The organism is Stenotrophomonas sp. STEN225 (assembly GCF_056756445.1).
The window spans coordinates 55717-80617 of sequence record NZ_JBRRBV010000007.1; the positions used below are offsets into that span (position 1 = coordinate 55717).

The 24901-nt window shown below is 66.9% G+C and carries 21 protein-coding genes; 11 read left to right on the forward strand and 10 right to left on the reverse strand.

What is annotated here, in order from left to right; translation table 11 throughout:
• Positions 1-100: 100 nt before the first annotated feature.
• The 3 genes from ACVOJ1_RS08970 to ACVOJ1_RS08980 all read right to left on the reverse strand — a co-directional run bounded on the left by ACVOJ1_RS08970 (position 101) and on the right by ACVOJ1_RS08980 (position 3271).
• Positions 101-700 carry a thioredoxin family protein gene (locus ACVOJ1_RS08970; RefSeq protein WP_053519849.1) on the reverse strand — a complete coding sequence of 200 codons (600 nt, stop codon included), beginning with the start codon at positions 698-700 and terminating at the stop codon, positions 101-103.
• Positions 701-716: 16 nt separating this feature from the next.
• Positions 717-2216, reverse strand: coding sequence for a peptide MFS transporter (locus tag ACVOJ1_RS08975; protein WP_053519850.1), 1500 nt, complete (start codon positions 2214-2216; stop codon positions 717-719).
• 179 nt (positions 2217-2395) lie between these two features.
• On the reverse strand, positions 2396-3271 hold the full coding sequence (locus ACVOJ1_RS08980) for a tryptophan 2,3-dioxygenase (protein WP_053519851.1): 876 nt from the start codon (positions 3269-3271) through the stop codon (positions 2396-2398).
• 335 nt (positions 3272-3606) lie between these two features.
• Here ACVOJ1_RS08980 and pdhA point away from each other — a divergent pair, with 335 nt between their 5' ends.
• From pdhA to ACVOJ1_RS09000, 4 genes are read left to right on the forward strand one after another with little or no spacing between them, the layout of a single operon-like run.
• Positions 3607-4689 carry a pyruvate dehydrogenase (acetyl-transferring) E1 component subunit alpha gene (gene pdhA, locus ACVOJ1_RS08985; protein WP_053519852.1) on the forward strand — a complete coding sequence of 361 codons (1083 nt, stop codon included), beginning with the start codon at positions 3607-3609 and terminating at the stop codon, positions 4687-4689.
• Positions 4682-5749 (forward strand): alpha-ketoacid dehydrogenase subunit beta, encoded by a 1068-nt coding sequence (locus ACVOJ1_RS08990; RefSeq protein ID WP_053519853.1) that lies wholly within the window; start codon positions 4682-4684, stop codon positions 5747-5749. Before pdhA ends, ACVOJ1_RS08990 begins: the two co-directional genes overlap by 8 nt.
• Before the next feature lies 1 nt (position 5750).
• Positions 5751-6104, forward strand: a complete 354-nt coding sequence (locus ACVOJ1_RS08995) for an SH3 domain-containing protein (protein ID WP_053519854.1) — start codon at positions 5751-5753, stop codon at positions 6102-6104.
• Positions 6101-7486 carry a 2-oxo acid dehydrogenase subunit E2 gene (locus tag ACVOJ1_RS09000; protein WP_197600272.1) on the forward strand — a complete coding sequence of 462 codons (1386 nt, stop codon included), beginning with the start codon at positions 6101-6103 and terminating at the stop codon, positions 7484-7486. The genes ACVOJ1_RS08995 and ACVOJ1_RS09000 overlap by 4 nt, the downstream gene beginning before the upstream one ends.
• 169 nt (positions 7487-7655) lie before the next feature.
• Here the strand turns inward: ACVOJ1_RS09000 and ACVOJ1_RS09005 are convergent, their stop codons facing one another.
• The 3 genes from ACVOJ1_RS09005 to ACVOJ1_RS09015 form a co-directional block, all read right to left on the reverse strand.
• A complete protein-coding gene (locus ACVOJ1_RS09005; protein WP_197600271.1) occupies positions 7656-8042 on the reverse strand; it encodes a VOC family protein in 387 nt (128 codons plus the stop codon).
• Positions 8043-8164: 122 nt separating this feature from the next.
• Positions 8165-8872 carry a helix-turn-helix transcriptional regulator gene (locus ACVOJ1_RS09010; protein WP_065174363.1) on the reverse strand — a complete coding sequence of 236 codons (708 nt, stop codon included), beginning with the start codon at positions 8870-8872 and terminating at the stop codon, positions 8165-8167.
• Entirely contained in the window at positions 8872-9507 is a 636-nt protein-coding gene (locus ACVOJ1_RS09015) for a Rossmann-fold NAD(P)-binding domain-containing protein (RefSeq protein WP_197600270.1), read from the reverse strand. Before ACVOJ1_RS09015 ends, ACVOJ1_RS09010 begins: the two co-directional genes overlap by 1 nt.
• A 105-nt stretch (positions 9508-9612) precedes the next feature.
• Here ACVOJ1_RS09015 and ACVOJ1_RS09020 point away from each other — a divergent pair, with 105 nt between their 5' ends.
• Positions 9613-11151 (forward strand): diguanylate cyclase domain-containing protein, encoded by a 1539-nt coding sequence (locus ACVOJ1_RS09020; RefSeq protein WP_197600269.1) that lies wholly within the window; start codon positions 9613-9615, stop codon positions 11149-11151.
• 52 nt (positions 11152-11203) lie between these two features.
• On the opposite strand, the gene ACVOJ1_RS09025 is transcribed toward ACVOJ1_RS09020, so the two are convergent.
• On the reverse strand, positions 11204-12130 hold the full coding sequence (locus ACVOJ1_RS09025) for a DUF808 domain-containing protein (protein WP_053519860.1): 927 nt from the start codon (positions 12128-12130) through the stop codon (positions 11204-11206).
• A 210-nt stretch (positions 12131-12340) separates the two neighbouring features.
• Here ACVOJ1_RS09025 and ACVOJ1_RS09030 point away from each other — a divergent pair, with 210 nt between their 5' ends.
• The 3 genes from ACVOJ1_RS09030 (at position 12341) to ACVOJ1_RS09040 (ending at position 17943) form a co-directional block, all read left to right on the forward strand.
• Positions 12341-13984, forward strand: a complete 1644-nt coding sequence (locus tag ACVOJ1_RS09030; RefSeq protein ID WP_227255316.1) for an ABC1 kinase family protein — start codon at positions 12341-12343, stop codon at positions 13982-13984.
• A gap of 283 nt (positions 13985-14267) precedes the next feature.
• Positions 14268-16373, forward strand: coding sequence for a phosphoglycerol transferase I (locus ACVOJ1_RS09035; protein WP_346480341.1), 2106 nt, complete (start codon positions 14268-14270; stop codon positions 16371-16373).
• Between the two features lie 427 nt (positions 16374-16800).
• On the forward strand, positions 16801-17943 hold the full coding sequence (locus tag ACVOJ1_RS09040; RefSeq protein ID WP_053520335.1) for a mechanosensitive ion channel family protein: 1143 nt from the start codon (positions 16801-16803) through the stop codon (positions 17941-17943).
• A 61-nt stretch (positions 17944-18004) separates the two neighbouring features.
• Here the strand turns inward: ACVOJ1_RS09040 and ACVOJ1_RS09045 are convergent, their stop codons facing one another.
• From ACVOJ1_RS09045 to typA, 3 genes are read right to left on the reverse strand one after another with little or no spacing between them, the layout of a single operon-like run.
• A complete protein-coding gene (locus tag ACVOJ1_RS09045; RefSeq protein ID WP_111187030.1) occupies positions 18005-19627 on the reverse strand; it encodes an amidase in 1623 nt (540 codons plus the stop codon).
• Positions 19628-19668: 41 nt separating this feature from the next.
• Positions 19669-20136 (reverse strand): DUF2127 domain-containing protein, encoded by a 468-nt coding sequence (locus ACVOJ1_RS09050; RefSeq protein WP_065176006.1) that lies wholly within the window; start codon positions 20134-20136, stop codon positions 19669-19671.
• Positions 20137-20144: 8 nt separating this feature from the next.
• Positions 20145-21992 (reverse strand): translational GTPase TypA, encoded by a 1848-nt coding sequence (typA, locus tag ACVOJ1_RS09055; RefSeq protein ID WP_053520332.1) that lies wholly within the window; start codon positions 21990-21992, stop codon positions 20145-20147.
• Positions 21993-22241: 249 nt separating this feature from the next.
• On the opposite strand from typA, the gene ACVOJ1_RS09060 reads away from it, so the two are divergent.
• The 3 genes from ACVOJ1_RS09060 (at position 22242) to ACVOJ1_RS09070 (ending at position 24543) form a co-directional block, all read left to right on the forward strand.
• Positions 22242-22733: a peptidylprolyl isomerase gene (locus ACVOJ1_RS09060; protein ID WP_053520333.1), complete on the forward strand. Its 492-nt coding sequence runs from the start codon at positions 22242-22244 to the stop codon at positions 22731-22733.
• Positions 22734-22851: 118 nt separating this feature from the next.
• Complete coding sequence (locus ACVOJ1_RS09065; RefSeq protein ID WP_005415428.1) at positions 22852-23838, forward strand: malate dehydrogenase; 987 nt, start codon at positions 22852-22854, stop codon at positions 23836-23838.
• A gap of 90 nt (positions 23839-23928) precedes the next feature.
• Positions 23929-24543: an RluA family pseudouridine synthase gene (locus ACVOJ1_RS09070; protein ID WP_128988931.1), complete on the forward strand. Its 615-nt coding sequence runs from the start codon at positions 23929-23931 to the stop codon at positions 24541-24543.
• The last annotated feature ends 358 nt before the right edge of the window (positions 24544-24901 follow it).

The window sequence follows — 24901 nt, forward strand, 5'->3', positions numbered from 1 at the left end:
TCGACCGGGAGCCTTGCCGGTAACGGCGTGCGTGCGATGAAATTGAGGCGGCGATGCTGGGAATGTGACGGCGCGCGCATCCGCCGGGCATGGCCCGGCGCTACCGATCAGGCGCCCACTGCTTGAGGAAGGCCATCACCTGCGCCGGCAGGTAGGTCTCGCCCCTGCGCATTGCCGCCGTTGCCTGCGGTGCCAGCAGGGTGCCGTCGGCATCGAGCACCAGCAGGTAGGGGTAGTCGCGGCCCATCTCCGGGAACTGGCCGAGGAAAGCGCTGTTGGGCTTCTCGTCGCTCTCGTTGACCTTCACCCACACGTAGTGGGCATCGCGGAAACGGCGCAGGTCGCCATCCCCCTCCACGATCTGGTCCAGCGCATGACAGCGGTCGCAGCCGGCGTTGCCGACCTCGAGGATGATGCGCTTCTTGCCACGCTGGGCTTCCACCTTGGCGGTGGCCAGATCGTCGGCGGGGTCGCGGGCCGGGTCGAACTGCGCACTGAGCCCGGCGATGGCGGCGATATCCGCCGCCACCGGGGTGTTGCCCGAGGCCACCGGTTCGCTGGGGTCAGCGACCGGTGGCTCGGTGGGACGGGTATCCAGTGGCTGCGTCGGCCCGGTGGCGGCGGGTGGCGGGGGTTGCGAACACGCGCCGATCAGCGCCGCACAGACCATCCCCATCGCACCACCGAGCTTCGTACGCATGCCAGCTACCCTCTCATCACTTGACGCCGTGCATCAGCTTGTTGATCAGCGGGGCGATCAGGAACAGCACCACGCCGGAACCGATCAGGGCCCAGAAGCCGAAGGTATACCCCTTCAGTGCCGAATCGATCGTCATGCCGCCTTCACCGCTGACGGCGCCGGCGAAGATGCCCGACAGGTTGTTGCCGATGCCGGTGGACAGGAACCAGCCACCCATGCCGAAGCCGACCAGGCGGACCGGGGCCAGCTTGGTCACCATCGACAGGCCGATCGGCGACAGGCACAGCTCACCGACGGACTGGATGACGTAGACCATGAACAGGGTCCAGAACGGGATCTTGCCGTCCACGACCATCTGCGACAGGGCAAACATCAGCAGGGCGAAGGCCGCGCCGTTGAACAGCAGGCCCAGGCCGAACTTGCGCGGGATGGACGGATTGGCGCGACCCAGGGCCACCCAGATCCAGGCGATCAGCGGCGCCAGGGTGATGATGGCCACCGAGTTCACCGACTGGAACCACGCGGTCGGGAAGGTCCAGTTGCCGAAGTCACGGTTGACGATGTTCTCGGCCAGGAAGGTGAACGAGCTGCCGGCCTGTTCGAAGAACATCCAGAACATGACGTTGAACGCGAAGATGATCAGCATGGCGATCACGCGGTCGCGCTGCACCTTGCCCTCGCGGATGCCTTCGACCAGCAGCAGCACGGCCAGCGCAGCGAACATCACGCCCAGGATCCAGGCCAGCGCGGTGGCGCCGGTCGCCAGCAGGAAGTAGGCGACCGGGATGGCCACCAGCGCGCCCACCAGCACCATCACGATGCGACCGAAGCCTTCGGCACCGGCCGGCGGTGCGCCGATGCCCTTCAGGCCGGCCCGGCCGATGTAGAACCACACCAGCGAGATCAGCATGCCCACGCCGGAGGCGATGAACACGACCTTGTACGACGGCATTTCCGAAGTGCCGAACACCTTGCGGGCCAGGTACTCGGTCAGCACCGGGGCGATCATCGCGCCGATGTTGATGCCCATGTAGAAGATGGTGAAGCCCGAATCGCGGCGCTCGTCCTTCAGGCCATACAGCTTGCCGACCATGGTGGAGATGTTCGGCTTGAACAGGCCGTTGCCCACGATGATCGTGGCCAGGCCGAGCTTGAACAGATGCTCTTCCGGCAGCGAGATCATGAACAGGCCGGCCGCCATGATGATCGCGCCGGTCAGGATCGAGCGCTGGTAGCCCAGCACCCGGTCGGCCACGTAGCCGCCGAAGATCGCCGCCGCGTACACCAGCGCCAGGTAGGCACCGTAGATGCGGCTGGCATCGCCCTCGCCGGCGGCGTTGCCGTTGTAGAACTGGGCGACGATGTACAGCACCAAGGCCCAGCGGATGCCGTAGAACGCAAAGCGTTCCCAGAACTCGGTCATGAACAGCATCCACAGCGGGCGCGGGTGGCCCAGCGTGGTCTTGAAGTCCGGCAGCGCCGGCTCCGGGGTGTTCGCAGTGGCGTTTACGCTCATGCGGGATTCCTGGTTCGGTGGATGACGAGCACGTCCGATGTGCAATGGAGCAACGCGCGAGGATCACCGACTTGTGGCGTTCACGTCAAATACACGCCGTTTGAGGCAGGTGGCCGCCTGCTCGCTGAACTTGCATCTGAAACGATCCAGCCGCCGGCCGGGATCCGGATGAATGGGGATCAGCCCAGCTCCGGCGGGGGCGCGGCCTGCAGCGTGGTCCGCACCTGGAACAGCTCGGGGAAGAAGGTCAGCTCCAGCGCCTGGCGCAGGAAGCCGACCCCGGACGAGCCTCCGGTACCACGCTTGAAGCCGATCACCCGCATCACCGTACGCATGTGGCGGAATCGCCAGAGCTGGAAGGCCGTCTCCAGGTCCACCAGGTCCTCGCACAGCGAATACTCGCGCCAGTAGCGGTCGGTGTCCTGGTAGATGCGCTCGAAGACCGGCTGCAGGGCGTCGTCGGCCACATGCGGCTGGGTCCAGTCGTGGGTCTCGTACATCGCCGGCACGGCGTGGCCGAAGCGGGCCAGGTACTTCAGGAATTCCTCGTACAGGCTGGGTGCCTCCAGCACGCTCCGCAGCTGCGCCTGCCCGGCCGGATCATGCTCGAACACCTGCAGCATCTGCGCGTTCTTGTTGCCCAGCAGGAACTCGATGTAGCGGTACTGCAGCGACTGGAATCCCGAGGAAGGCCCCAGCACGTCGCGGAAGCCCATGTATTCGGACGGGGTCAGGGTTTCCAGCACCGACCACTGCTCGGTGAGCTGGCGCAGCACCTGCTTGCTGCGGGCCAGCACCTTGCGGCACTGCCAGACTTCATCGCGCTGCAGGAAGCCGATGGCCGCGCCAAGCTCGTGCCCCAGCAGCTTCAACCACAGCTCCGACGTCTGGTGCTGGATGATGAAGAGCATCTCGTCATGGTGCGGCGGGTTGGACAGCGGCTGCTGGGCACTGAGCAGCTGGTCCAGCCGCAGGTAGCCGCCGTAGGTCAGCCGGCCGTGCAGGTCGGTGTGGATGCCGGCTTCGAGATCGCGTTGGTTGTTGTCGACGGACATGGGCGGGACCAGATCGGGGGCGGCAAGGGTAGCGCGTTGCCGCCGCGCTGGCAGCGGGAGGATCCATACCGGGCCGTGCGGTGAACCGTGGATCACCCGGCAATGGCGCGCCCGCGCGTGGAACCGTTTGCGACGTTGCGCGGGCAGTCAGCCGGAGGCGTATTCTGATGCTATGCAGCAACGACTGAATACGTTGTTGTTATTGGCCCTCCACCCGCCGGCAGGGGTACAACGGGGAATCGCCGTGTTGCGCCGCAGGAAGGCTATTTCGTACGCGTTCCTTAACATGGCGATTCATATCATTTGTAACTTCTCTGTCGAAGGTGCAGTACGCGATGACGGTTGCCGCTGAATTCAAGATCGAATACCTGCAGTATCTGGATGCGGACGGCACGCTCGTCCGCGACGACCTGCCCGAATCCCTGAAGGATCCGCGCGTCCTGGTGCCGCTGTTCAAGCAGATGCTGTACGTCCGCACGTTCGACAGCAAATCCATCGCCCTGCAGCGCACCGGCAAGCTGGGTACCTATGCCGCCTGCCTGGGTCACGAGGCGGCGCATGTGGGCATCGGCGCCGGCATGCGCGAAGGCGACGTGCTCGGCCCGAGCTACCGCGAGTACGGCGCGATGTTCATGCGTGGCGTGCGCCCGTACGACGTGCTGATGTACTGGGGCGGCGACGAGCGCGGCAACGACTTCACCGGCAATGCGGTGAAGGACTTCCCGTTCTGCGTGCCGATTTCCACGCAGTGCCTGCACGCTGCGGGCGCCGCGCTGAAGTTCAAGCTCAACAACGAGCAGCAGGTCGCGGTGGCGGTGTGTGGCGATGGCGGCAGCTCGAAGACCGACTTCTATGCCGCACTGAACTCTGCCGGTGCCTACAAGCTGCCGCTGATCCTGTGCATCGTCAACAACGGCTGGGCCATCTCGGTGCCGCGCTCGGCGCAGACCGGCGCCGAAACGCTGGCACAGAAGGGCCTGGCTGGCGGCCTGCACTGCCTGCAGGTGGACGGCAACGATCTGATCGCGGTGTTGGCGGCGATGGAACAGGCGCGCGAGCGCGGCCTCGCCGGCGAAGGCGGCACCGTGCTGGAACTGATGACCTACCGCCTGTCCGACCACACCACCGCCGACGACGCGCGCCGCTACCGCGACGACGCCGAAGTGAAGGATGCCTGGACCCGTGAGCCGATGCTGCGCCTGCGCAAGTACCTCACCGCCCAGGGCGTGTGGAGCGAGGATGAAGAAAAGGCCTGGGTGGAGCAGTGCGGCGCCAGGGTCGACGAGGAAGTGAACCAGTACCTCAATACCCCGGTGCAGCCGGTCGAGGCGATGTTCGACTACCTGTATGCCGATCCGCCGCCGGATCTTCTGGCCCAGCGCGCGGCCGCCATTGCCCTGGAGCAGCGCCATGGATGACATCAAGACGGGCGCTTCCGCTTCCCAGGCCAATGCCGCCGACAGCGCTGCTGTCGCCGGTGGAGACATCGCAATGACCGCTACCCCCATCACCCTGATCGAAGCCATCACCCAGGCGCTGGCCTGGGAGCTGGAACACGACCCGTCGGTGCTGGTGCTGGGCGAGGACGTGGGCGTCAACGGCGGCGTGTTCCGCGCCACCGCCGGCCTGCAGCAGCGCTTCGGTGCGCAGCGCATCCTCGACACCCCGCTGGATGAAACGACCATCGCCGGCCTCACCGTCGGCCTGGCCGCGCAGGGCATGAAGCCGGTGGCCGAAGCCCAGTTCGATGGCTTCGTCTACCCGATGGTCGACCACATCATCTGCCACGCCGCGCGCCTGCGCACCCGTACCCGTGGCCGCCTGCACTGCCCGATGGTGCTGCGCGTGCCGTGGGGCGGTGGCATCCGTGCGCCGGAACACCACAGCGAAGCCAACGAATCGATCTTCACCAACGTGCCGGGCCTGCGCGTGGTGCTGCCGTCCAGCCCGCAGCGCGCCTATGGCCTGCTGCTGGCCGCCATGCGCGATCCCGATCCGGTGATCTACATGGAGCCCAAGCGCATCTACCGCCAGTACAAGGAAGTGGTCGTCAACGACGGCGAAGCCCTGCCGCTGGACGTGTGCTTCGTGCTGCGCGACGGCACCGACGTGACCCTGGTCGCCTGGGGTGCGCAGGTGAAGGAAGCGCTGGAAGCGGCCGACAAGCTGGCTGGCGAGGGCATCAGTGCCGAAGTCATCGACGTGGCCACGCTGCGTCCGCTGGACTTCGCCACCATCGCCGAGTCGGTGTCCAAGACCGGCCGCTGCGTGATCGTGCAGGAGGCCCCGAAGACCGCGGGCTTCGGTGCGGAAATCGCCGCGCGTCTGGCCGAGGAATCGATGTACGACCTGCTGGCCCCGGTCGAGCGCGTTACCGGCTACGACACCCACATTCCGCTGTTCCGCCTGGAGATGAAGTACCTGCCGAGCGTGGACCGGATCGTGACCGCGGCCAAGCGCGCGGTGGCGGCAGGCTGACATGCGGGCCCGCCTCCTTGGGGCTTACCGCAGCCAGTATCCCAACCCGCTCCGGTTCCGCACCGGCCAGATCGTCGAAGTAGGCGTACGTGACGAGGAATGGCCGGCGTTTGCCTGGGTACGCACCAGCGATGGACGCGCCGGCTGGGCGCCCGTCGCCTGGCTGCAACTGCTGGACGACGGTCGCGCCGAAGCCCTGCGCGATTACGACGCCCGCGAGCTGGATGTGGAAAGCGGCGAGATGGTCAAGCTGCATCACGAACACGGCGGATGGTGGTGGTCCGAGCGCGCCAATGGTGCGACGGGCTGGCTGCCGGCCCGCGAACTGGAACTGCTGGAAGAGAACTGCAAATGAGCCAGACCAAGAATTTCAACCTGCCCGACCTGGGCGAAGGCCTGCCGGACGCGACCATCGTCGAGTGGTTCGTGAAGGAAGGCGATGTGATCAAGCTGGACGAGCCGCTGGTGTCGATGGAGACCGCCAAGGCCGTGGTGGAAGTGCCGTCGCCGGTCTCCGGCAAGGTGCTGAAGCTGTCCGGTGCGGCCGGTGACATCATTCCGACCGGCTCGGTGCTGGCCAGCTTCGAGATCGACCCGAACCTGCCGCAGCGTGCCGATGGCCAGGACACCGGCCACAGCCACGGCCATGCGCCGGCACCGGCTGCGGCCGCAGCACCGACCCCGCCGCCGCTGCCGACTCCGGCACCGGCCGCCGCCGAGGACGCCAAGGCCGAGCGCGATGACGCCGGCACAGTGGTCGGCGCGATGCAGAGCTCCAATGCCGTGCACACCGAGCAGGCGCTGGCCGTCGGTGGCGTCAAGGCCGTACCGGCGGTGCGTGCGATGGCCCGCAAGCTGGGCGTCGACCTGAGCCGCGTGCGCGCCACCGGCAGCGATGGCGCGGTGACCATGGCCGACGTCAAGCAGGCCGCCGCCAACGGCACCGCCAAGCTCGGCGCCGCGCCGGCCCCGGCTGCCGCTGCGGCCTATGCCGCGCCGGCCCCGGCGCAGGTGTCTGCGCCGGTTCAGAACGAAACCCGCACCCCCTTGTCTGCGGCGGGCAAGCCGATGCGCACGCAACCGCCGGGCGTGGTCGCCAAGGGCCAGCCGGAACCGCTGAAGGGCGTGCGCCGCAACATGGCGCGGGTGATGGCCGATGCGCACAGCAAGGTTGTACCGACCACGCTCAACGACGACGCCGACATCCATGCCTGGCTGCCCGGCAACGACGTCACCGCCCGCCTGGTGCGTGCCATCGTGGTTGCCGCGCAGAAGGTGCCGGCGATGAACGCCTGGTTCGATGGCGAAGCGCTGACCCGCACCCTGCACGCGCAGGTGGACATTGGCATCGCCGTGGACACCGACGACGGCCTGTTCGTGCCGGCCCTGCGCAACGCCGACATGCTGGATGCCCGTGGCATCCGCGAGGGCGTGAACCGCCTGCGCGAGCAGGTGGAAGCGCGCTCGATCGCGGCCTCGGAACTGAGTGGCTACACCATCTCGCTGTCCAACTTCGGCATGTTCGCCGGCCGCTACGCGACCCCGGTCGTGGTGCCGCCGTGCGTGGCCATCGTCGGTGCCGGCCGTGCCCGCCATCAGATGACCCCGGTGATGGCCGGCGTGGAAGCGCACAAGGTCATCCCGCTGTCGGTCACCTTCGACCACCGCGCAGCCACCGGCGGCGAAGCTGCCCGCTTCCTGCGCGCGATGATGGACGACCTGGCCCTGGCCAGCTGATCGACCACCACCTCTGAAACACAGAAGACGCCGGGCAGTGCCCGGCGTTTTTTGTGCGCGCTCTACGGTAGAGCCGAGCCCATGCTCGGCAGCTTCCTGCTGGTCAACCGAAGGTGGGCGGAACCACATCCGGGAACAGCGGAACCGGCAGGTACCGGCTCCCCTCATTTCAACCGCTCGCGGGCAGGCCCTCGGCGCGGCTGTATACACGCAGGCGGTGCCCATCCGGATCAACACCCACGAAGGTATGCCCGAATTCCAGGGTGACCGGGGCCTGCACGATCTGCACGCCGAGTGCGCGCCACGCGTCGTGCATCTGCTGTACAGCCTCCGGGTTGGCGACCACCATCGCCAGTTCCGCGGCGCCGGCCTGCGTGGACACCGGCGGCTGCACGTCATCGCGCTGCCACAGGCCGAGCGCGGCGCCGTCGCCGAGCAGGAACAGAGCAAAGCCGGGCGACTGCTCGACGGGGGGCGTGCCGAGGATGCCGCTGTAGAAGGCGGCGCTGGCAGCGACATCACTTGCGTACTGCAGCAGGGTGCTGGGCCTGAACATGGGGACGCTCCGTTGTTGGGAGCCTTCATGGTGGTACCGCCCTGCTGACAGATTCTGTCAGCAGCATCGCGATTGTTCGCCCGCTGTTCGCCAAGCTCGAAGGCCGTCGAGCAAGCCCGATGCTACGAACGATCCAACCAGTCCGGTGCGATGCCCTGGGCCTTCTGCCAGCGCCGCAGCAGGATCGCGCGTGGCACGTGATAGCGATCCTCCAGCGCGCGCACCTGGCGGATGCGGTCCAGCCGGAAGTGGCGGAAGTCTTCGCGGCTCTCGCACCACGCCGCCAGCATCGGAACTTCGTCGAAGTAGCCCAGCGCGAAGGGCCAGACGATGCGCTCGCTGCGCTGGCCGTGCGCATCTTCGTAGCCGAACTTCAGGCGCTGCTGTGCGCTTACGGCTTCGCGCACCGCCTGGAGCCGGGCCGCCGGCACCTTGGCCGCTGTTCGTGAAGGGCCCACGCGCAGACCGCTGTCACGCAGTGCCTCGCGGCGGGCGGCGGGCAACACATGCGCGATGCGCGCCAACGCATCACGGGCAGCCTCGGCCAGCGCCGGCTCGGTGCGGGCCGCCACCCAGCGCAGGCCCAGCACCAGCGCGTCGATCTCGGCCGGTGGCAGGGTCATCGGCGGCAGCGTGTCGCTCGGCGCGAGCTGGTAGCCGACGCCGGCCTCGCCGCGCAGGTCAGCGCCCTGCCCGCGCAGCGTCTCGATGTCGCGGTACAGCGTACGCAGGCTGATACCCAGCGCATCGGCCAGCACCTGTCCGGCCACCGGCCGTCGATGGCGGCGCAGCAGCTGCAGCAGCTGGGTCAGGCGCAGCGCACGCGACATCAGCCGACCAGTGCGCTTGATGTCACCACGTGCTCACCCGATTGCGGGGCCAGCGCGGCTCCAGTCAGTGCCCTGGCGATCTCGACGGCTGGATTGATCCGCCATGCCCGCGGCAGTGCCGGCCCCAGGGCACCGAGCACCGCCAGTGCGAAACGCTCGCCACGACGGACCTCGGTGCGCTCGCCGCCGATCAGTCCAGGCCGCACCAGGGTCAGCGAAGCAAACCCCAGCGCGCGCAGGTCACGCTCCAGCTCGCCCTTCACCCGGCTATAGAAGATCGACGACTGCGGGTTGGCACCGGCGGCGGAATTCAATACATAGGTCTTCGCGCCCTGTGCCTGTGCGAGGCGGGCGAACGCCAGCGGATAGTCATGGTCGATGCGGTGGAAGGCCGCGCGGCTGCCGGCCTGGGCGATGGTGCTGCCCAGCGCGCAGATGACCGCGTCCACGCGCGCCCACTCAGGCGAGGCCGGCAGCGCGTCAAAGGCCAGCACCGGGTTCTCCAGCTTCCCATGGGTCAACGCCAGCGGACGCCGGGTGGGCGCGATCACGGCGCTGCAGCGCGGGTCGTCCAGCAACCCGGGCAGGGTCAGCCCGCCGACCAGGCCGGTCGCCCCCAGCAACATCACGCGCATCACCACCTCCCGTGCGGCATCCTGTCGCCCATCCTAGCCGTTCAAGCCATCGGCAGCCGCGCCGATATGCTGGAACCAGACCCTGCCAGCCCCAGGATTCGCTCCATGACGGACCACCCCGACCCGCGCCCCGCCCCCGGCACCGCCCTCGGTCCGCCGGCACGCGTGCGCGCGGTGGCCGACGCGGGTGAGGGCGAGCGCGTGATCCTGCAGGGCGGCAGCAGCGCAAGCCTGCAACGGCTCTTTGCCGGTGCCGATGCGCCGGAGCCGCTGCTGGCCGCGTTCGCCAATGGCATGGCGACGCTGCCGGGCGAACTGGGCGACATGGGTGATCGCCTGCAGTCCGCGCAGGCCAGCGCCGACTGGCCACGCTACGGGCGGGCGATGCGGCAACTGATCGACAAGTACATCCGCACCATCGACCAGCATTCACCGGATGGGCAGCCCGACAGCCTGCGCCTGTCCGAACAGCTGCGCCTGCTGCTGGGCGGCGCGGTAGTGGCGCTGCTGCAGCACGACCCGGACCTGCGCGAGCAGGCGCAGGCGCTGTCCCTTCGCCTGCGCCACTGGCAGCCGGGCAGCGCCCTGGAGCCGATCGAGCAGGGTGTGCGCGAGCTCGGCCATCAGATCGGCGTGCGTGCCGGCAGCTGGCAGGAACAGCAGGCGCTGCTGCTGGAGCTGTTCGCACTGCTGCTGGAGAATGTGAGCGAACTGCTGGACGATCGCAGCTGGCTGCAGGGCCAGATCGCGGCGGTGCGGCAACTGCTGTCCGGCCCGCTGCAGGCTGAGGCGGTTGAACGAACGCGTGCCGAGCTGCGCGAGGTGATCTACCGGCAGGGCCTGCTGCGCCAGGGCATCGACGACTCCAAGGCGGCGATGCGCGGACTGATGGGGGATTTCATCGAACGCATGGATGGCATGGCCACCAGCACCGGTGAATACCATGACCGTATCGGCAGCTACGCACTGCAGCTGCGCGAGGCGCGCAGCATCGCCGATCTGAACCAGCTGCTGCAGGAGGTGATGCGCGATACCGGCAAAGTGCAGCAGCAGGCCGCGCAGGCACGCGACCACCTGGCCGCCGCACGGCTGGATGTGGAGCGCGCTGAACAACGCATCGCCGAGCTGGAACAGGAACTGCGCATGGCCGGCGACCTCGCGCGCATCGATCCGCTGACCCAGGCACTGAACCGCCGGGGCCTGGACGAACTGCTGCAGCGCGAGCTGGCGCGCGCCGAACGCAACAACACGCCGCTGGGCGTGGCGGTGATCGATCTGGATGACTTCCACCAGACCAACAACGCGCATGGTCACGCCGGCGGTGACGCGCTGCTGCAGCACATGGTGGCGGTGTGCAGGCTGCTGCTGCGCGCCACCGATGGCATCGCGCGGCTGGGCGGCGACGAGTTCGTGCTGGTGCTGCCGGAGACCCCCGGTGCGGACAGCATGGCCACCGTGCAGCGCCTGCAGCGCTCACTGGCGCATCGGGTACTGACCGTGCAGGACCGGCGCGTGCCGGTGCATTTCAGTGCCGGACTGGCGCAATGGCAGCCCGGCGATGACAGCGAGGCGCTGCTGCGACGGGCCGACGAGGCGCTGTACGCGGCCAAGCGGCAGGGCAAGAACCGCGTGCAGGCGGGCTGAAGCGCTCCGCCGGGCATGGCCCGGCGCTACCGCCGCCCGTCCGGCGACGCGGCTACTTCCCGCGCAGCTTCTGGATGCCGGTCACCGCCGCCAGCACGATGGCGCCAGCGACGATACCCACCACCATGTTGGCAACCGCGCCGATCAGCCAGCCCCACTGGCCCTGGCCACCGAGCGCCTGCACCGCGTGGTGCAGCGCCGGCACGTTGTGCACCAGAATGCCGCCGCCGACCAGAAACATGGCCACGGTGCCGGCGATCGACAGGAACTTCATCAACCACGGCGCCGATGCGACCAGGCCGCGTCCGAACGCTGCGACCGCTCCGCCCTTGCGCGAGAGGTACAGGCCCGCGTCGTCCAGCTTGACGATGCCGGCAACCAGTCCGTAGACGAACACCGTCATCGCCAATGCGACCACCACCAGGGTGAGCACCTGCTGGGAGAACGAGGCGGCGGCAACCACGCCCAGTGTCAGGACGATGATCTCGGCAGAGAGGATGAAGTCGGTACGGATCGCACCTTTCACCTTGTCCTTCTCCCACGCCACCATGTCCACCTGCGCATCGGCCAGCGCCCTGCGCCGCTCGGCCTGGTGCTCGGCGTCCTCGTCCGCCGAATGCAGGAAACGGTGCGCCAGCTTTTCCACCCCCTCGAAGCAAAGGAATGCGCCACCGATCATCATCAAGGGCACGATCAGCGGCACGTTCCAGCCACGACCATGCAGCCAGGCTTCCAGGGCGCTGATCGCCAGCGCGGCCGGAACCAGGATCACCTTGTTGAGCAGCGAGCCTTTGGCCACCGCCCAGACCACAGGCAGTTCACGGTTGGCAGAAACACCGGTTACCTGCTGCGCGTTCAGCGCCAGGTCGTCGCCAAGCACACCGGCCGTCTTCTTCGCGGCCACCTTGGTCAGGATCGAGACGTCATCGAGCAGCGTCGCGATATCGTCGAGCAGGGCAAACAGGCTGGCACCGGCCATGGGGGTTCCAGGAGGGAGGATGGACGGATTCTGACCGATCCAACGGCCCGGGAGGAAGTGGATTCACCGCGTGCCTACCCTGCCCCGGCCAGACTGGCGAGGTGATCCCGTTCCGCCGGGCATGGCCCGGCACTACCGGTCGTTGTCCACAAGGAGTGCCGTTTGAACAATCCGCCCACCGCCACTGGCAATCCACCGCTGGTAAAAGGCATGAGCCGACGCAGCCAGATCCTGCGCCTGCTGATGCGCTACCGTCATTCGGGGGTGTTCTCCGGCATGAACCTGGACGCAGCCGGCAGCCAGGCCGAGGTGCCGGCCGACGGCAATCCCGAGCAGTTCGTCAGTGACCTGGAAGCGCTGGGGCCGACGTTCGTCAAGCTGGGCCAGATGCTGTCCACACGTCCAGACATGGTGCCGGTGGAGTTCGCCACGGCACTGGAGCGCATGCAGGAGAAGGTGGCCGAGATTCCGGTCGAACGCATCCATGCCATCGTCGAGCAGGAGCTGGGGGCACCGGTGAGCAAGCTGTTCGCGGCCTTCGACCCCGAGCCGCTGGGCTGCGCCTCGATCGCCCAGGTCCATCGTGCGGTGATGCATGACGGCCGGCAGGTCGCGGTGAAGGTGCAGAAGCCGGAGGTCGCCGCGCAGCTGCGTTCGGACCTGGAAGCGTTGCGCAGCTTCGCTCTGGCCGCCGATCACCTGACCCAGGTCGGCCGCCGGGTCCGCCTGCGCGACTGGCTCAACGAGTTCGCCAAGACCCTGATGCAGGAGCTGGATTACCACGCCGAGGCCGAGAACCTGGCCCGCTTCGGCCGCCATCTGCGGCCCTTCCGGCGCCTGTGGGTCCCGCAGCCGATCTGGGATTACAGCAGCCAGCGCGTGCTGACCATGGAGCTGGCCACCGGCGTTCGCGTGGACGCGATACCCGGCGTACGCCGTACCGAGCAGTCGATGGACCCGCTGGCAGCCGCGCTGATCCGGGGCTACCTGGACCAGATCTTCGTGCATGGCGAGATCCACGCCGATCCCCATCCGGGCAACCTGCGGGTGATGCCCGATGGTCGCCTCGCCATCTTCGATCTGGGCATGGTCGCGCACATGCCACCGCGGCTGCGCGAGCGCCTGCTGAAGATCCTGTTCGCCGCCGTCGATGGCCGCGGCGAAGAAGTGGCGGACGATCTGATCAGCATCAGCACCCGGCTGGAAGCCTTCGACGAGGAGCGTTACCTGCGCGAGACCGGCCAGTTGATCGCGCGCTATGCCGCCAGCGGCAACTTCTCCGAGGGACGCGTGGTGCTGGACATGGTGCGCATCGCCACGGCCTGTGGATTGCGTACGCCGCCGGAACTGAGCCTGCTGGGCAAGGCGCTGCTGAACCTGGAGACGGTCTGCCGCCTGCTCGCGCCCGAACTGGACACGCGCCGCATCGTCGAGCGCCAGCTGCAGCATGTGATGCGCGCGCGCCTGAAGAAGTCGCTGTCGGCCGCCAACCTCGCCAGCGAGGCAATGGAGCTGCAGCAGCTGCTGCGCGATGGGCCGCGCAAGCTGTCGGACATCATGGCCCTGCTGGCCGAGAACCGCCTGCAGATGAAGGTGACCGGGCTGGAGGAATCACGGCTGATGGAGAACCTGCAGAAGATCGCCAACCGCGTGGCGGCGGGCATCATCAGCGCAGCGCTGATTCTCGCCGCATCGCTGATGATGAAGCTCGATACCGGCTGGCATGTGTTCGGTTACCCGGCGATCGCGCTGGTGCTGATGCTGATCGGCGTGGCGTTGGGGCTGGGCATCGTCACCAGCGCGCTGTTGTTCGATCGGCGCGCGCGGGCACGCGAGGAACGCGGCCATCGATGAGCGGAGTGCGTGGTGCGCGATATGTGCACCTGCGCCATACGTCCATCTCCGAAGTGCCGCATTCATGCGGTTCTTAATGCAATCCAACGCGCATTTTCACGCTCGTTTTACTTGATCGCGCTGTTACCGCACGCGGTCGATCAACAAACATTTCAGTCAGGTTCGTGCATGCACTATCGGGTCATCGGCCTGTCATGCACACATGCTAGCGGCAGCGCCGGTCGGATGGACACGCGTCGGTACGACGTCCATCGCACCACCCCGTTCACTGCCGAAGCCGCCTATGCTCTGGATCCTTCTGCTGTCGTTGTTGCTGCTGGTCTGGCTGTTCCTCGCTTCCGACAAATGGATGTGGTGGAAGGCCGGTTCGTTCTCGCTGCTGTTGCTGGCGCTCAGCACGTGGTGGCTGATCGACAAGCTCTCCGGTGACGGACTCAACGCCGCCACGCTGTACCACCTGGGTGCGGACATGGAGGGTGCCGGCGTCGCCGACTTCAAGGGCTACATCGCCGGCTTCATCGTGCTGGCCCTGGTTTCGCTGCTACCGCTGTTCGCCACGCGGGTCCGCCGCTGGCATCGGCCCGGACGGGGTGCGGCCTGGTTCGCCGGCTTCGCCGTCGCATGGGTGGTCACGCTCATGGTCAGTCCGCTGGCGCGCGACGGCCAGCGTCTTTACCAGCAGCTGCGACCGGTTGATTTCGCGCGCATCGCGCCGGAATACCAGGTGCCTACCCAGCCGTTGCAGCGGCCGCGCAACATCGTCTGGATCTACGGCGAAAGTCTTGAACGCACTTATCTGGACGAGAACGTGTTTCCCGGGTTGATGCCCAATCTCAATCGTCTGGCCGCCAGGTCGTTGGATGTGCGCGGCCTGGCATCGGCCGAAGGCAGTGGCTGGACCATCGCCGGGCTGGTGGCATCGATGTGCGGCGTGCCGCTGACCACCTCGCAGGGCGATGAGAACAGCATGGACCGGATGGGCAGCTTCCTGCCCAAGGCCGTGTGCCTGGGCGACTACCTGAAGCAGCAGGGCTACACCAACCATTATCTGGGCGGCGCCAACGGCCAGTTCGCCGGCAAGGGCCAGTTCCTGGCCAGCCACGGCTTCGACGAAGTACATGATCTGGCGTGGTTCAAGCAGCAGAAGAAGATCGGGCGCATTCACTACTCTGCTTGGGGCGTACACGATGACGTGCTGCTGGACACCGCCTACCAGCGCTTCGAGCAGCTCTCGCGCGCCGGCGCACCGTTCATGCTGACCACGCTGACCATGGATACGCACCATCCCGCAGGCCACCTGCCGGTGTCGTGCAAGGGCGAACGCTACCAGAGCCAGTACGGCAACATCGGCCTGCTCAACGCGCTCAAATGCACCGACCGCCTGATCTCGCAGCTGGTCCAGCGCATCCAGGCCAGTCCGTACGGCAAGGACACGCTGATCGTGATCGCCTCGGACCATCTGGCGATGCCCAACGATCTCAGTCACGTGCTGGCCAGGCAGAAGCGCGAGAACCTGCTGCTGTTCCTCGGTGATGGCGTGGCGCCGCGCCAGCTGGCGGCGGAGAACGGCTCGACGCTGGACTCCGGCGCCACCCTGCTGGGCCTGCTCGATCCGGGCCTGCGCACGATGGGCTTCGGCCGCTCGCTGCTGGACGAAACGCGTGCCCCCAGTGCCAGCGTCGCGGCGCGTCGCGATGGCGGCCGCGATTACCCGCAGTACCTGGCATTCGCCCGGTCGCTGTGGCTGGGCGAGCCGACCCGCGAACTGAGGATCGACAACGACGACCAGGTGGTGGTGGGCATGCAGCACGTGCAGCCGCCGGTCCTGCTGGAGTACGACAAGGACTGGAGCCTGAAGTCGGTGTATCTGGAGAACACGTCCCGCCAGTTCGACGATGCCGATCCGGACAACACCCTGGCCTATGTGGATCGCTGCACCGCATTCGAGGATGGGTCGGCCGACGGCGACTGGTGCGCCTTGCTGGTGAACCGCGACAACGGCATCAAGCTGTACCGCGACGACGACCTGCGTGGTGGCATCGCGGTGGACGCGCCGCTGGATGCGTTCCAGGGACCACGCCCGAGCGTGCGCCAGGCCCACATGATCACCCAGAAGGGCCGCCGCACCCGCGCCGGCCAGTACATGCTGCAGCTGGTGGCAAGCACGCGCCCGGATCGCGGTTTCTGGATCGAGGCCGTGTCATCGCAGCGCAAGGTGGTGCTGGCCCAGCAGTGGGTCCAGCCTGATGCCGACGGCAAGATCAATGTGTCCTTCGGACTGGATCATGAAGTGGACGATCTGGAGATCCGCGCCTGGTTGAATCACGCCGAGAAGCTGGCCGTGGATACCTTCGCGCTGGTGCCTTCGCGCAGCCGACCGCGGGGATAGGGTTTTCTGCAGGTGTGGGTAGGTGTCGACCTTGGTCGACACTTCTGCCAGATATCGAAATCAATCTGGGGTCAGATCCGTTTTCTGCGGAAGAAAACGGATCTGACCCCAAAAGCAATTCCAGCAGATCGCGGAAATCTGTCGAAGGCGGGGTGGGTCCGGTTGCGGGGGCGTGAGCCGCATGGATGCGGCGACCGAGCCTCCATGGATGGATTTACGGCGTCCCCCGCAACCGGACCCACCCCGCCATCCCACATGAAATCCGCTTCTGCTTCGGCTGTTGCAGTTGCAGTTGCAGTTGCTCCAGCCCGCAGCAGGTGCAGGGCTGCAAGCCCTGCAGACCAACACCCTGCTTACGAACGGCTGACGTGACGCTCATGCGCCATGCGCGAGGCTGTCCGCTGCTGTTCGAGTGGAGGTGGCAACCGTGCACTGGCAAAGCGCACAGGCATATGCATGGCCGCTGGGTCTGGCGGCACTGGTAGGCGGCATCGGCGCCTGGCTGATCCTGTGGATCTATCACCGGCTGAAAGGGCGTGATCGCCGGCGCGCGCGCATCGGTCGTGTGCTCGGTCTGCCAATGGCGACCGCATGGCCCTTGCTGCTGCTGATCCCGGCGCTGCAGGCCACGCCACTGCAGGAGCCTCTGCTGGGGCATCTGCAGCACGGGCTGCACATCGCGCTGACGGCCTGTTTCATCTGGCTGCTGGTGCGCGCGGTGGCCGCCGGCGAGCGTGCGATCCTGCGCAGTCATCCCATCGACGTCTCGGACAATCTGGAAGCCCGTCGCATCCAGACCCAGACGCGGGTGCTGAGCCGCGTGCTGATGGGCGGCATCATCGTGCTCGGTGCATCGCTGGTGCTGCTGACATTCCCGATGGTGCAGAAGATCGGCGCCGCCCTGCTGGCCTCGGCCGGTCTGATCGGGCTGGTCGCGGGCATCGCCGCCAAGCCGGTGTTCGGCAACCTCATCGCGGGCCTGCAGATCGCCGTGACCCAGCCGATCCGGCTGGATGATGTGGTGATCGTTGAAGGCGAGTGGGGGCGCGTGGAGGAGATCGGCAGCAGCTATGTGGTGGTACGCATCTGGGACGAGCGGCGGATGGTGGTGCCGCTGACCTGGTTCATCGAGAACCCCTTCCAGAACTGGACCCGGCGCAGCGCCGATCTGCTCGGCACGGCGTTCCTGTGGCTGGACTACCGCGCGCCGATCGCGGCGATCCGCAGTGAACTGGAGCGCATCTGCCGCGGCGAGGCGCTGTGGGATGGACGGGTCTGCGTGACCCAGGTGACCGAAACCAGCGAGCGGGCAATCCAGGTGCGCCTGCTGGTCAGTGCACGCAGCTCCGGCGATGCCTTCGATCTTCGCTGCCTGGTGCGCGAGCGCATGCTGGATTTCCTGGCGCGCGAGCATCCGCAATCACTGCCGCAGCTGCGCGCGCGGTTGCAGCGCGAGGATGAGCTGGACATGCCGCGCGCACCGCGTGCACGTACGGCAGATGTACGTTCACCCGGGGCGGAGGACGGCGAGGCCGCGATCGCGCCGGTGGAACCGGACCCCGACCGCTAGCGCCGGGACGTGCCCGGCGAGCGCAGCGGTACCCCCGGTCCGCCGGGCAGCCCGGGGCCGATCAAGGCTCGCCAGTGTCGATCAGGGTGTCGGTTTCGAAATGAGGCGGGCGACGCGCACGTGTGCGTTGCTCGTAGGCATAGGCCATTTCGATCAGCTTCGGCTCGCTCCAGGCTGTGCCCATGAACAGCAGGCCGACCGGCAGGCCGTTGATCTGTCCCATCGGCACGCTCAGGCTGGGGTAACCCGCGACCGCTGCCACGCTGTAGCTCTCACCCGGGAAATCGTCGCCTTCGCGGCGGATGGGCCAGGCTGTGCCGGTGGTCGGTGCAACCAGCGCATCCAGCTGGTAGGCAGCCAGGACGGCGTCGATGCCTTCCGGCCCGGCCAGGCGCCGCGCATCGCTGCGCGCACGGATGTAGGCAGGGTCGGCCAGTCCGGCAGTGGCGTTGGCCTCCAGCAGCAGTTCCTGGCCGAACAGGCCCAGTTCCTGCGGCGCCTGGGCCTGGTTGAAGGCGATGAGTTCGCCAAGACTGCGCAGGGGCGCGCGGTAGGTCTTGAAGTAGCGCTCCAGCCCGGCCTTGAACTCATGCAGCAGCACGACCCGCTCGGCTTCGGCCCAGGCACCCGGGTCGGGCAGTTCCACCGGCACCACCACCGCGCCCGCACGGCGCAGTTCGGCGGCGGCCTGATCGATCAGCGGTGCCATGCCACGGTACGTCAGCAGAGGGGTCTGCAGCAGGCCGATGCGTTTGCCGCGCAGGCCTTCGGGGTCCAGGCGCGCGGTGTAGTCGTAGACCGCGCGGCCGGGCATGGTGGCCGTGGCGGGGTCGGCATCGTCCCGGCCCGCGATCGCCGTCAGTACGGCCGCGGCGTCGGCGACGCTGCGCGTCATCGGCCCGGCGGTGTCCTGGCTGAAGGAGATCGGGATGATGCCTTCGCGGCTGACCAGGCCGACCGTCGGTTTCAGGCCGACGATGCCGTTGATCGCGGCCGGGCAGACGATGCTGCCGTCGGTCTCGGTGCCGATCGCCACACTGGCCAGATTGGCGGCCACCGCTACCGCGCTGCCGCTGCTGGAGCCACAGGGCGAATGGCTGAGACGGTACGGATTGCGGGTCTGGCCACCGCGCGCGCTCCAGCCCGACACCGAATCGTTGCCGCGGAAGTTGGCCCACTCGCTGAGATTGGTCTTGCCCAGCACGACCGCGCCGGCCTCGCGCAGGCGTCTTACCAGGTAGGCATCGGCGGGGCGGAAACCCTGCAGCGCGAGCGATCCGGCGCTGGTGGTCATGGGCGCGGCGTTGATGTTGTCCTTCAGCAGGACCGGAATGCCATGCAGCGGCCCGCGCAGATGGCCGTCCCGGCGCTCGCGATCGCGTTCACCGGCTTCTCGCAGGGCATCCGGGTTGAGTTCGATGACGGCACGCAGGCGCGGCCCGGCGCGATCCAGCGCAGCGATGCGCTGCAGGTAGGCGTGGGTCAGCGTGGTGCTGTCCAGTTCGCCGGCCACCATGCGCGCCTGCAGGTCGGCCAGGTCGGTCTCGGCGTAGGGGAAGGGCACGTTGCGGCTCGCGGGTTCGGCGGCGTGGGCGCTGGTCGTGGCCGGGCTGCAGCCAACAATGAACAACGCGGGCAGCGCGATGAGCAGGCAGGTCAGCAGAGGCGGCAAGGACGGGCGCATGGGGCGGCTTGGTCGGCTCCAATGCCCAGTGTAGCTGCTGCTCAGTGGTGGCGCTTGCGCAGGTCGCGGGCCAGGACGTAGACCACGAGCAGGTTGATCGCCAGGATCGTCCAGGAGGGCCAGCCGGGGTGGCGGACGATGGCGAAGACATCGAAGGGCAGATACAGCGCGGCGGTCAGGCAGCCCAGCCAGGAGGCCCAGGCCCTGGCCCGCCAGAGGCCCCAGGCTTCCACCAGGTGCAGCAGGCCGTAGCCGATCATCGCCGCCGCCGCCAGGTGCACGGCGTCGGGATTGATCATGTTCAGGAGGGAGGGCAGGGTGCCGTGATCCGGGTCCAGGCTGAAACGCCGGATCAGGGCATTGACCCCATCGCGGAGCGGCTGCGGACCGAGCACTTCAAGCCCGGTCGCAGCCAGCAACGCCAGCACCGCCTTGCTCGCTTCGAGCAGGGCGATGACGTGGAGGCCCGGATGCCGGTGTGGATCCGGGTTGTAGCCGCTCTGGCTCACGGTCCGGCTCAGCCGCCGCGCGAAGCCTTCTTGCGGTCGCTTTCGGTCAGGAACTTCTTGCGCAGGCGGATTTCCTTCGGAGTGATCTCGACCAGCTCGTCGTCCTCGATGAAGTCCAATGCCTGTTCCAGCGAGTACTTGATCGCCGGGGTCAGCTGGATCGCATCGTCCTTGCCCGAAGCGCGCATGTTGGTCAGCGGCTTGGTCTTGATGGCGTTGACGGTCAGGTCGTTGTCCTTGGAGTGGATGCCGACCAGCTGGCCTTCATACACATTGTCGCCTTCAGCAGCGAACAGCTTGCCGCGTTCCTGCAGCGGGCCCAGGGAGTAGGCCGGAGTCACGCCTGGGGCGTTGGCGATCATGACGCCGTTGATGCGCTTGGCGATTGCGCCCTGTTCCTTCGGACCGTAATGGTCGAACACGTGGAACAGCAGGCCCGAACCCTGGGTCAGGGTCTTGAATTCGTTCTGGAAGCCGATCAGGCCACGGGCCGGGATCGAGTATTCCAGGCGCACGCGGCCCTTGCCGTCCGGTTCCATGTTCTTCAGCTGGCCCTTGCGGGTGCCCAGCTTTTCCATCACGCCGCCCTGGTGCACTTCTTCCACGTCCACCACCAGCTGTTCGATCGGCTCCATCTGCTGGCCGTCGATTTCCTTGATGATCACTTCCGGACGCGACACGGCCAGTTCGTAGCCTTCACGACGCATGTTCTCGATCAGCACCGACAGGTGCAGTTCGCCACGGCCGGAGACCAGGAACTTGTCGGCGTCCTCCAGCTGTTCGACCTTCAGCGCCACGTTGTGGACCTTTTCACGGTCCAGGCGGTCCTTGATCTGGCGGCTGGTCAGGAACTTGCCACCGGACAGGTCCTTGTTGCCCGCGAACGGCGAGTTGTTGACCTGGAAGGTCATCGAGATGGTCGGCTCGTCCACGGTCAGCGCCGGCAGCGCTTCCGGGGTGTCCGGGTGGCAGAGGGTGTCGGAGATGGTCAGCTCCGGAATGCCCGAGATCGCCACGATGTCGCCGGCTTCAGCGGTGTCCTGCTCGATGCGCTCCAGGCCCAGGAAGCCCAGCACCTGCGCGACCTTGCCGTTGCGCTTCTTGCCTTCACGATCGATCACCGTGACCTGCATGTTCTTCTTCAGGGTGCCACGCTGGATGCGGCCGATGCCGATCACGCCCACGAAGTTGTTGTAGTCCAGCTGGCTGATGCGCATCTGGAAGGCACCTTCCGGATCCACTTCGGGCTTCGGCGCGTGCTTCATGATCGCTTCGTAGAGCGGGGTCATGTCGCCATCGCGGACGGTGTCTTCCAGGCCGGCATAGCCGTTCAGGGCCGACGCGTAGACGATCGGGAAGTCCAGCTGCTCGTTGGTCGCGCCGAGCTTGTCGAACAGATCGAACACCTGGTCGATCACCCAGTCCGGACGCGCGCCCGGACGGTCGATCTTGTTGACCACCACGATCGGCTTGAAGCCCATCGCGAAGGCCTTCTGGGTGACGAAGCGGGTCTGCGGCATCGGGCCGTCCATCGCGTCGACCAGGATCAGCACGGTGTCGACCATCGACAGCACGCGCTCGACCTCACCGCCGAAGTCGGCGTGGCCGGGGGTGTCGACGATGTTGATCCGGTTCTTGATGCCGGTCTTCTTGTCTTCCCAGGTGATGGCCGTGTTCTTGGCCAGGATGGTGATGCCGCGTTCCTTTTCCTGGTCGTTGCTGTCCATCACGCGCTCGGCGAGGACGGTACGCTCGGACAGGGTGCCGGACTGCTTCAGCAGCTGGTCGACCAGGGTGGTCTTGCCATGGTCGACGTGGGCGACGATGGCGATGTTGCGAAGATTTTCGATGGACATACGAAAGGGGGCCAGTCGGCGCCGGATTTGGAAAAAGAAGTCCAACATTATACGTCGAACTTGACGATTCGCGAAAAGCTGGATTCCGGCCCGCCCGGGAGCCCCATTCAGCTGGCCGTCGGGGCCCCGCCGGCGGCGACCCTCCAAAGCCTGAAGCGTCGCCCTGCGCCGATGGTCGAAGCCGCCGCCGCCACGTGCCGGGTGTAAACTAGGTGGCTAGACGCCTTTCCCTTTGCAACAAGGATCTTCATGTCCCTCATCGCCACTTTCGACACCACCCAGGGCCCGATCAAGGTCGAGCTGTTCGCTGACAAGGCGCCGCTGACCGTTGCCAACTTCGTGAACCTGGTCAAGCACGGCTTCTATGACGGCCTGATCTTCCACCGCGTGATCGCCGACTTCATGATCCAGGGCGGTTGCCCGCAGGGCCGTGGTACCGGTGGCCCGGGCTACAAGTTCGAAGACGAGAAGAACGGCGTGAAGCATGAGGTCGGCTCGCTGTCGATGGCCAATGCCGGCCCGAACACCAATGGCAGCCAGTTCTTCATCACCCACATCAAGACCGATTGGCTGGATGGCCGCCACACCGTGTTCGGCAAGGTTCTGGAAGGCCAGGCCATCGTCGATTCGGTCAAGCAGGGCGACGTGATCCATTCGATCACCCTGGAAGGCGACGTCGACGCCGCGCTGGCCGCACAGGCCGACCGCGTGGCCGAGTGGAACAAGATCCTCGCCGCCTGACCCCCTTCCGAGACGGCCACCCACGGGTGGCCGTTTCCCTGTTCTCCGCCGCCTGCCAGGCCCGCCGGGCCACGCCCGCGGCGTCCCATCAAACGCTTGCAAGCAAGAGGAAACCCCCATGAAAGCACCCGTTCGTGTTGCCGTGACCGGCGCCGCCGGCCAGATCGGTTATGCCCTGCTGTTCCGCATCGCCTCCGGCGAAATGCTGGGCAAGGACCAGCCGGTCATCCTGCAGCTGCTGGAGCTGCCGGTGGACAAGGCCCAGGCCGCCCTGAAGGGCGTGATGATGGAACTGGAAGACTGCGCCTTCCCGCTGCTGGCCGGCATGGTCGGCACCGACGACGCTGAAGTGGCGTTCAAGGATGCCGACATCGCCCTGCTGGTCGGCGCGCGTCCGCGCGGCCCGGGCATGGAGCGCAAGGACCTGCTGCTGGAAAACGCCAAGATCTTCACCGCGCAGGGCGCGGCGCTGAACAAGGTCGCCAGCCGTGACGTGAAGGTGCTGGTGGTCGGCAACCCGGCCAACACCAACGCCTACATCGCCATGAAGTCGGCACCGGACCTGAAGCCGGAAAACTTCACCGCCATGCTGCGCCTGGACCACAACCGTGCCCTGAGCCAGCTGTCGGCCAAGCTCGGCAAGCCGGTCGGTGGCATGGAAAAGCTGGTGGTGTGGGGCAACCACAGCCCGACCATGTACCCGGACTACCGTTTCGCCACCGCCGATGGTGCTTCGATCGCCGATGCGATCAACGACCAGGAATGGAATGCCAACACCTTCATTCCGACCGTCGGCAAGCGCGGCGCGGCGATCATCGAAGCCCGTGGCTCGTCCTCGGCGGCTTCGGCGGCCAATGCCGCGATCGACCACGTGCGTGACTGGGTGCTGGGCAGCAACGGCAAGTGGGTCACCATGGGCGTGCCGTCCGATGGTTCCTACGGCATCCCGGAAGGCGTGATCTTCGGCTTCGCCGTGACCACCGAGAACGGCAAGTACACCCTGGTCAAGGATCTGCCGATCGACGACTTCAGCCAGAAGTACATCGACAAGACCCTGGCCGAGCTGGAAGAAGAACGCGCCGGCGTTGCCCACCTGCTGGGCTGATGCCGCGGGTGCCGGTCTGGCCGGCACGCAGCTGACAGAAACGGGGAAGCTTCGGCTTCCCCGTTTTCATATGGAGTTCCGCAGAACCGCATGATCCACCTGCATTACATCGATGACGCGCTGCTGGTGGTGGAAAAGCCCGCTGGCCTGCTGTCCGTGCCTGGCCGTAGCGCGGAGAACCAGGACTGCGTGGTGGCCCGCCTGCAGGTGCTGTACCCGGACGCGCTGACCGTGCATCGGCTGGACCAGGTCACCTCCGGTCTGCTGCTGCATGCACGGGGCAAGACGACGCAGGCCGCGTTGTCGATGCAGTTCGAGCAGCGCAGGGTGGGCAAGTGCTACGAAGCCGTCGTGCAGGGTGTGATCGAAGGTGATGCCGGTGAAGTGGATCTGCCGCTGATCGTGGACTGGCCGAACCGGCCGAAACAGAAGGTCGACCATGAACACGGCAAGCCGGCGCTGACGCGCTGGCGCGTGCTGGCCCGCGATGTTGAAGCGCAGCGCACGCGCGTGGCGCTGGAGCCGGTGACCGGGCGCAGCCATCAGTTGCGCCTGCACATGGCCAGCCTGGGTCATCCGATCGTCGGCGATGTGCTGTATGGCGCCGCACCGGCGCAGCGCGTGCATCTGCATGCGCGCAGCCTGCACTTCACCCACCCGGTGACGGGCGACGCGCTGGCGTTCGAGTCCGCCACTCCGTTCTAAGCAGGGCAAGGGGGCGGCAGGGCTGCGCCCTGCACCTGCTACGAGCCAGGGCAACGTCAGATTCAACGTCAAAAGCGCGCTGTCCGTGGGGTGGCGGGGCGGTGTCGGAGTGCGGGGACGCCGCAAGTACGTCCCTGTAGGCTTGGCCGCGGCATCCATGCCGCGGACACCCCGCACTCCGACACCGCCCCACCTTCGGCAGAATGCCGCGATCTGATGGATTCACGCCACGTGTGGATGAAATCTGTCAGATATCGGAATAGATATTGGGTCGGATCGTTCCGACAGATCACAGAAAACTGTCGAAGGCGGGGTGGGTCCGGTGGCGGGAGTGTCCGCGGCATGGATGCCGCGGCCA

Coding starts and splice junctions, on each gene's coding strand:
- pdhA (WP_053519852.1), top strand. CDS start 3,607: ATGACGGTTGCCGCTGAATTCAAGATCGAATACCTGCAGTATCTGGAT.
- ACVOJ1_RS09070 (WP_128988931.1), top strand. CDS start 23,929: ATGATCCACCTGCATTACATCGATGACGCGCTGCTGGTGGTGGAAAAG.
- ACVOJ1_RS09030 (WP_227255316.1), top strand. CDS start 12,341: ATGAGCCGACGCAGCCAGATCCTGCGCCTGCTGATGCGCTACCGTCAT.
- ACVOJ1_RS08970 (WP_053519849.1), bottom strand. CDS start 700: ATGCGTACGAAGCTCGGTGGTGCGATGGGGATGGTCTGTGCGGCGCTG.
- ACVOJ1_RS09065 (WP_005415428.1), top strand. CDS start 22,852: ATGAAAGCACCCGTTCGTGTTGCCGTGACCGGCGCCGCCGGCCAGATC.
- ACVOJ1_RS09045 (WP_111187030.1), bottom strand. CDS start 19,627: ATGCGCCCGTCCTTGCCGCCTCTGCTGACCTGCCTGCTCATCGCGCTG.
- ACVOJ1_RS09005 (WP_197600271.1), bottom strand. CDS start 8,042: ATGTTCAGGCCCAGCACCCTGCTGCAGTACGCAAGTGATGTCGCTGCC.
- ACVOJ1_RS08990 (WP_053519853.1), top strand. CDS start 4,682: ATGGATGACATCAAGACGGGCGCTTCCGCTTCCCAGGCCAATGCCGCC.
- ACVOJ1_RS09060 (WP_053520333.1), top strand. CDS start 22,242: ATGTCCCTCATCGCCACTTTCGACACCACCCAGGGCCCGATCAAGGTC.
- ACVOJ1_RS09025 (WP_053519860.1), bottom strand. CDS start 12,130: ATGGCCGGTGCCAGCCTGTTTGCCCTGCTCGACGATATCGCGACGCTG.
- ACVOJ1_RS09035 (WP_346480341.1), top strand. CDS start 14,268: ATGCTCTGGATCCTTCTGCTGTCGTTGTTGCTGCTGGTCTGGCTGTTC.
- ACVOJ1_RS09010 (WP_065174363.1), bottom strand. CDS start 8,872: ATGTCGCGTGCGCTGCGCCTGACCCAGCTGCTGCAGCTGCTGCGCCGC.
- ACVOJ1_RS09020 (WP_197600269.1), top strand. CDS start 9,613: ATGACGGACCACCCCGACCCGCGCCCCGCCCCCGGCACCGCCCTCGGT.
- ACVOJ1_RS09015 (WP_197600270.1), bottom strand. CDS start 9,507: ATGCGCGTGATGTTGCTGGGGGCGACCGGCCTGGTCGGCGGGCTGACC.
- ACVOJ1_RS09000 (WP_197600272.1), top strand. CDS start 6,101: ATGAGCCAGACCAAGAATTTCAACCTGCCCGACCTGGGCGAAGGCCTG.
- ACVOJ1_RS08995 (WP_053519854.1), top strand. CDS start 5,751: ATGCGGGCCCGCCTCCTTGGGGCTTACCGCAGCCAGTATCCCAACCCG.
- ACVOJ1_RS08980 (WP_053519851.1), bottom strand. CDS start 3,271: ATGTCCGTCGACAACAACCAACGCGATCTCGAAGCCGGCATCCACACC.
- ACVOJ1_RS08975 (WP_053519850.1), bottom strand. CDS start 2,216: ATGAGCGTAAACGCCACTGCGAACACCCCGGAGCCGGCGCTGCCGGAC.
- typA (WP_053520332.1), bottom strand. CDS start 21,992: ATGTCCATCGAAAATCTTCGCAACATCGCCATCGTCGCCCACGTCGAC.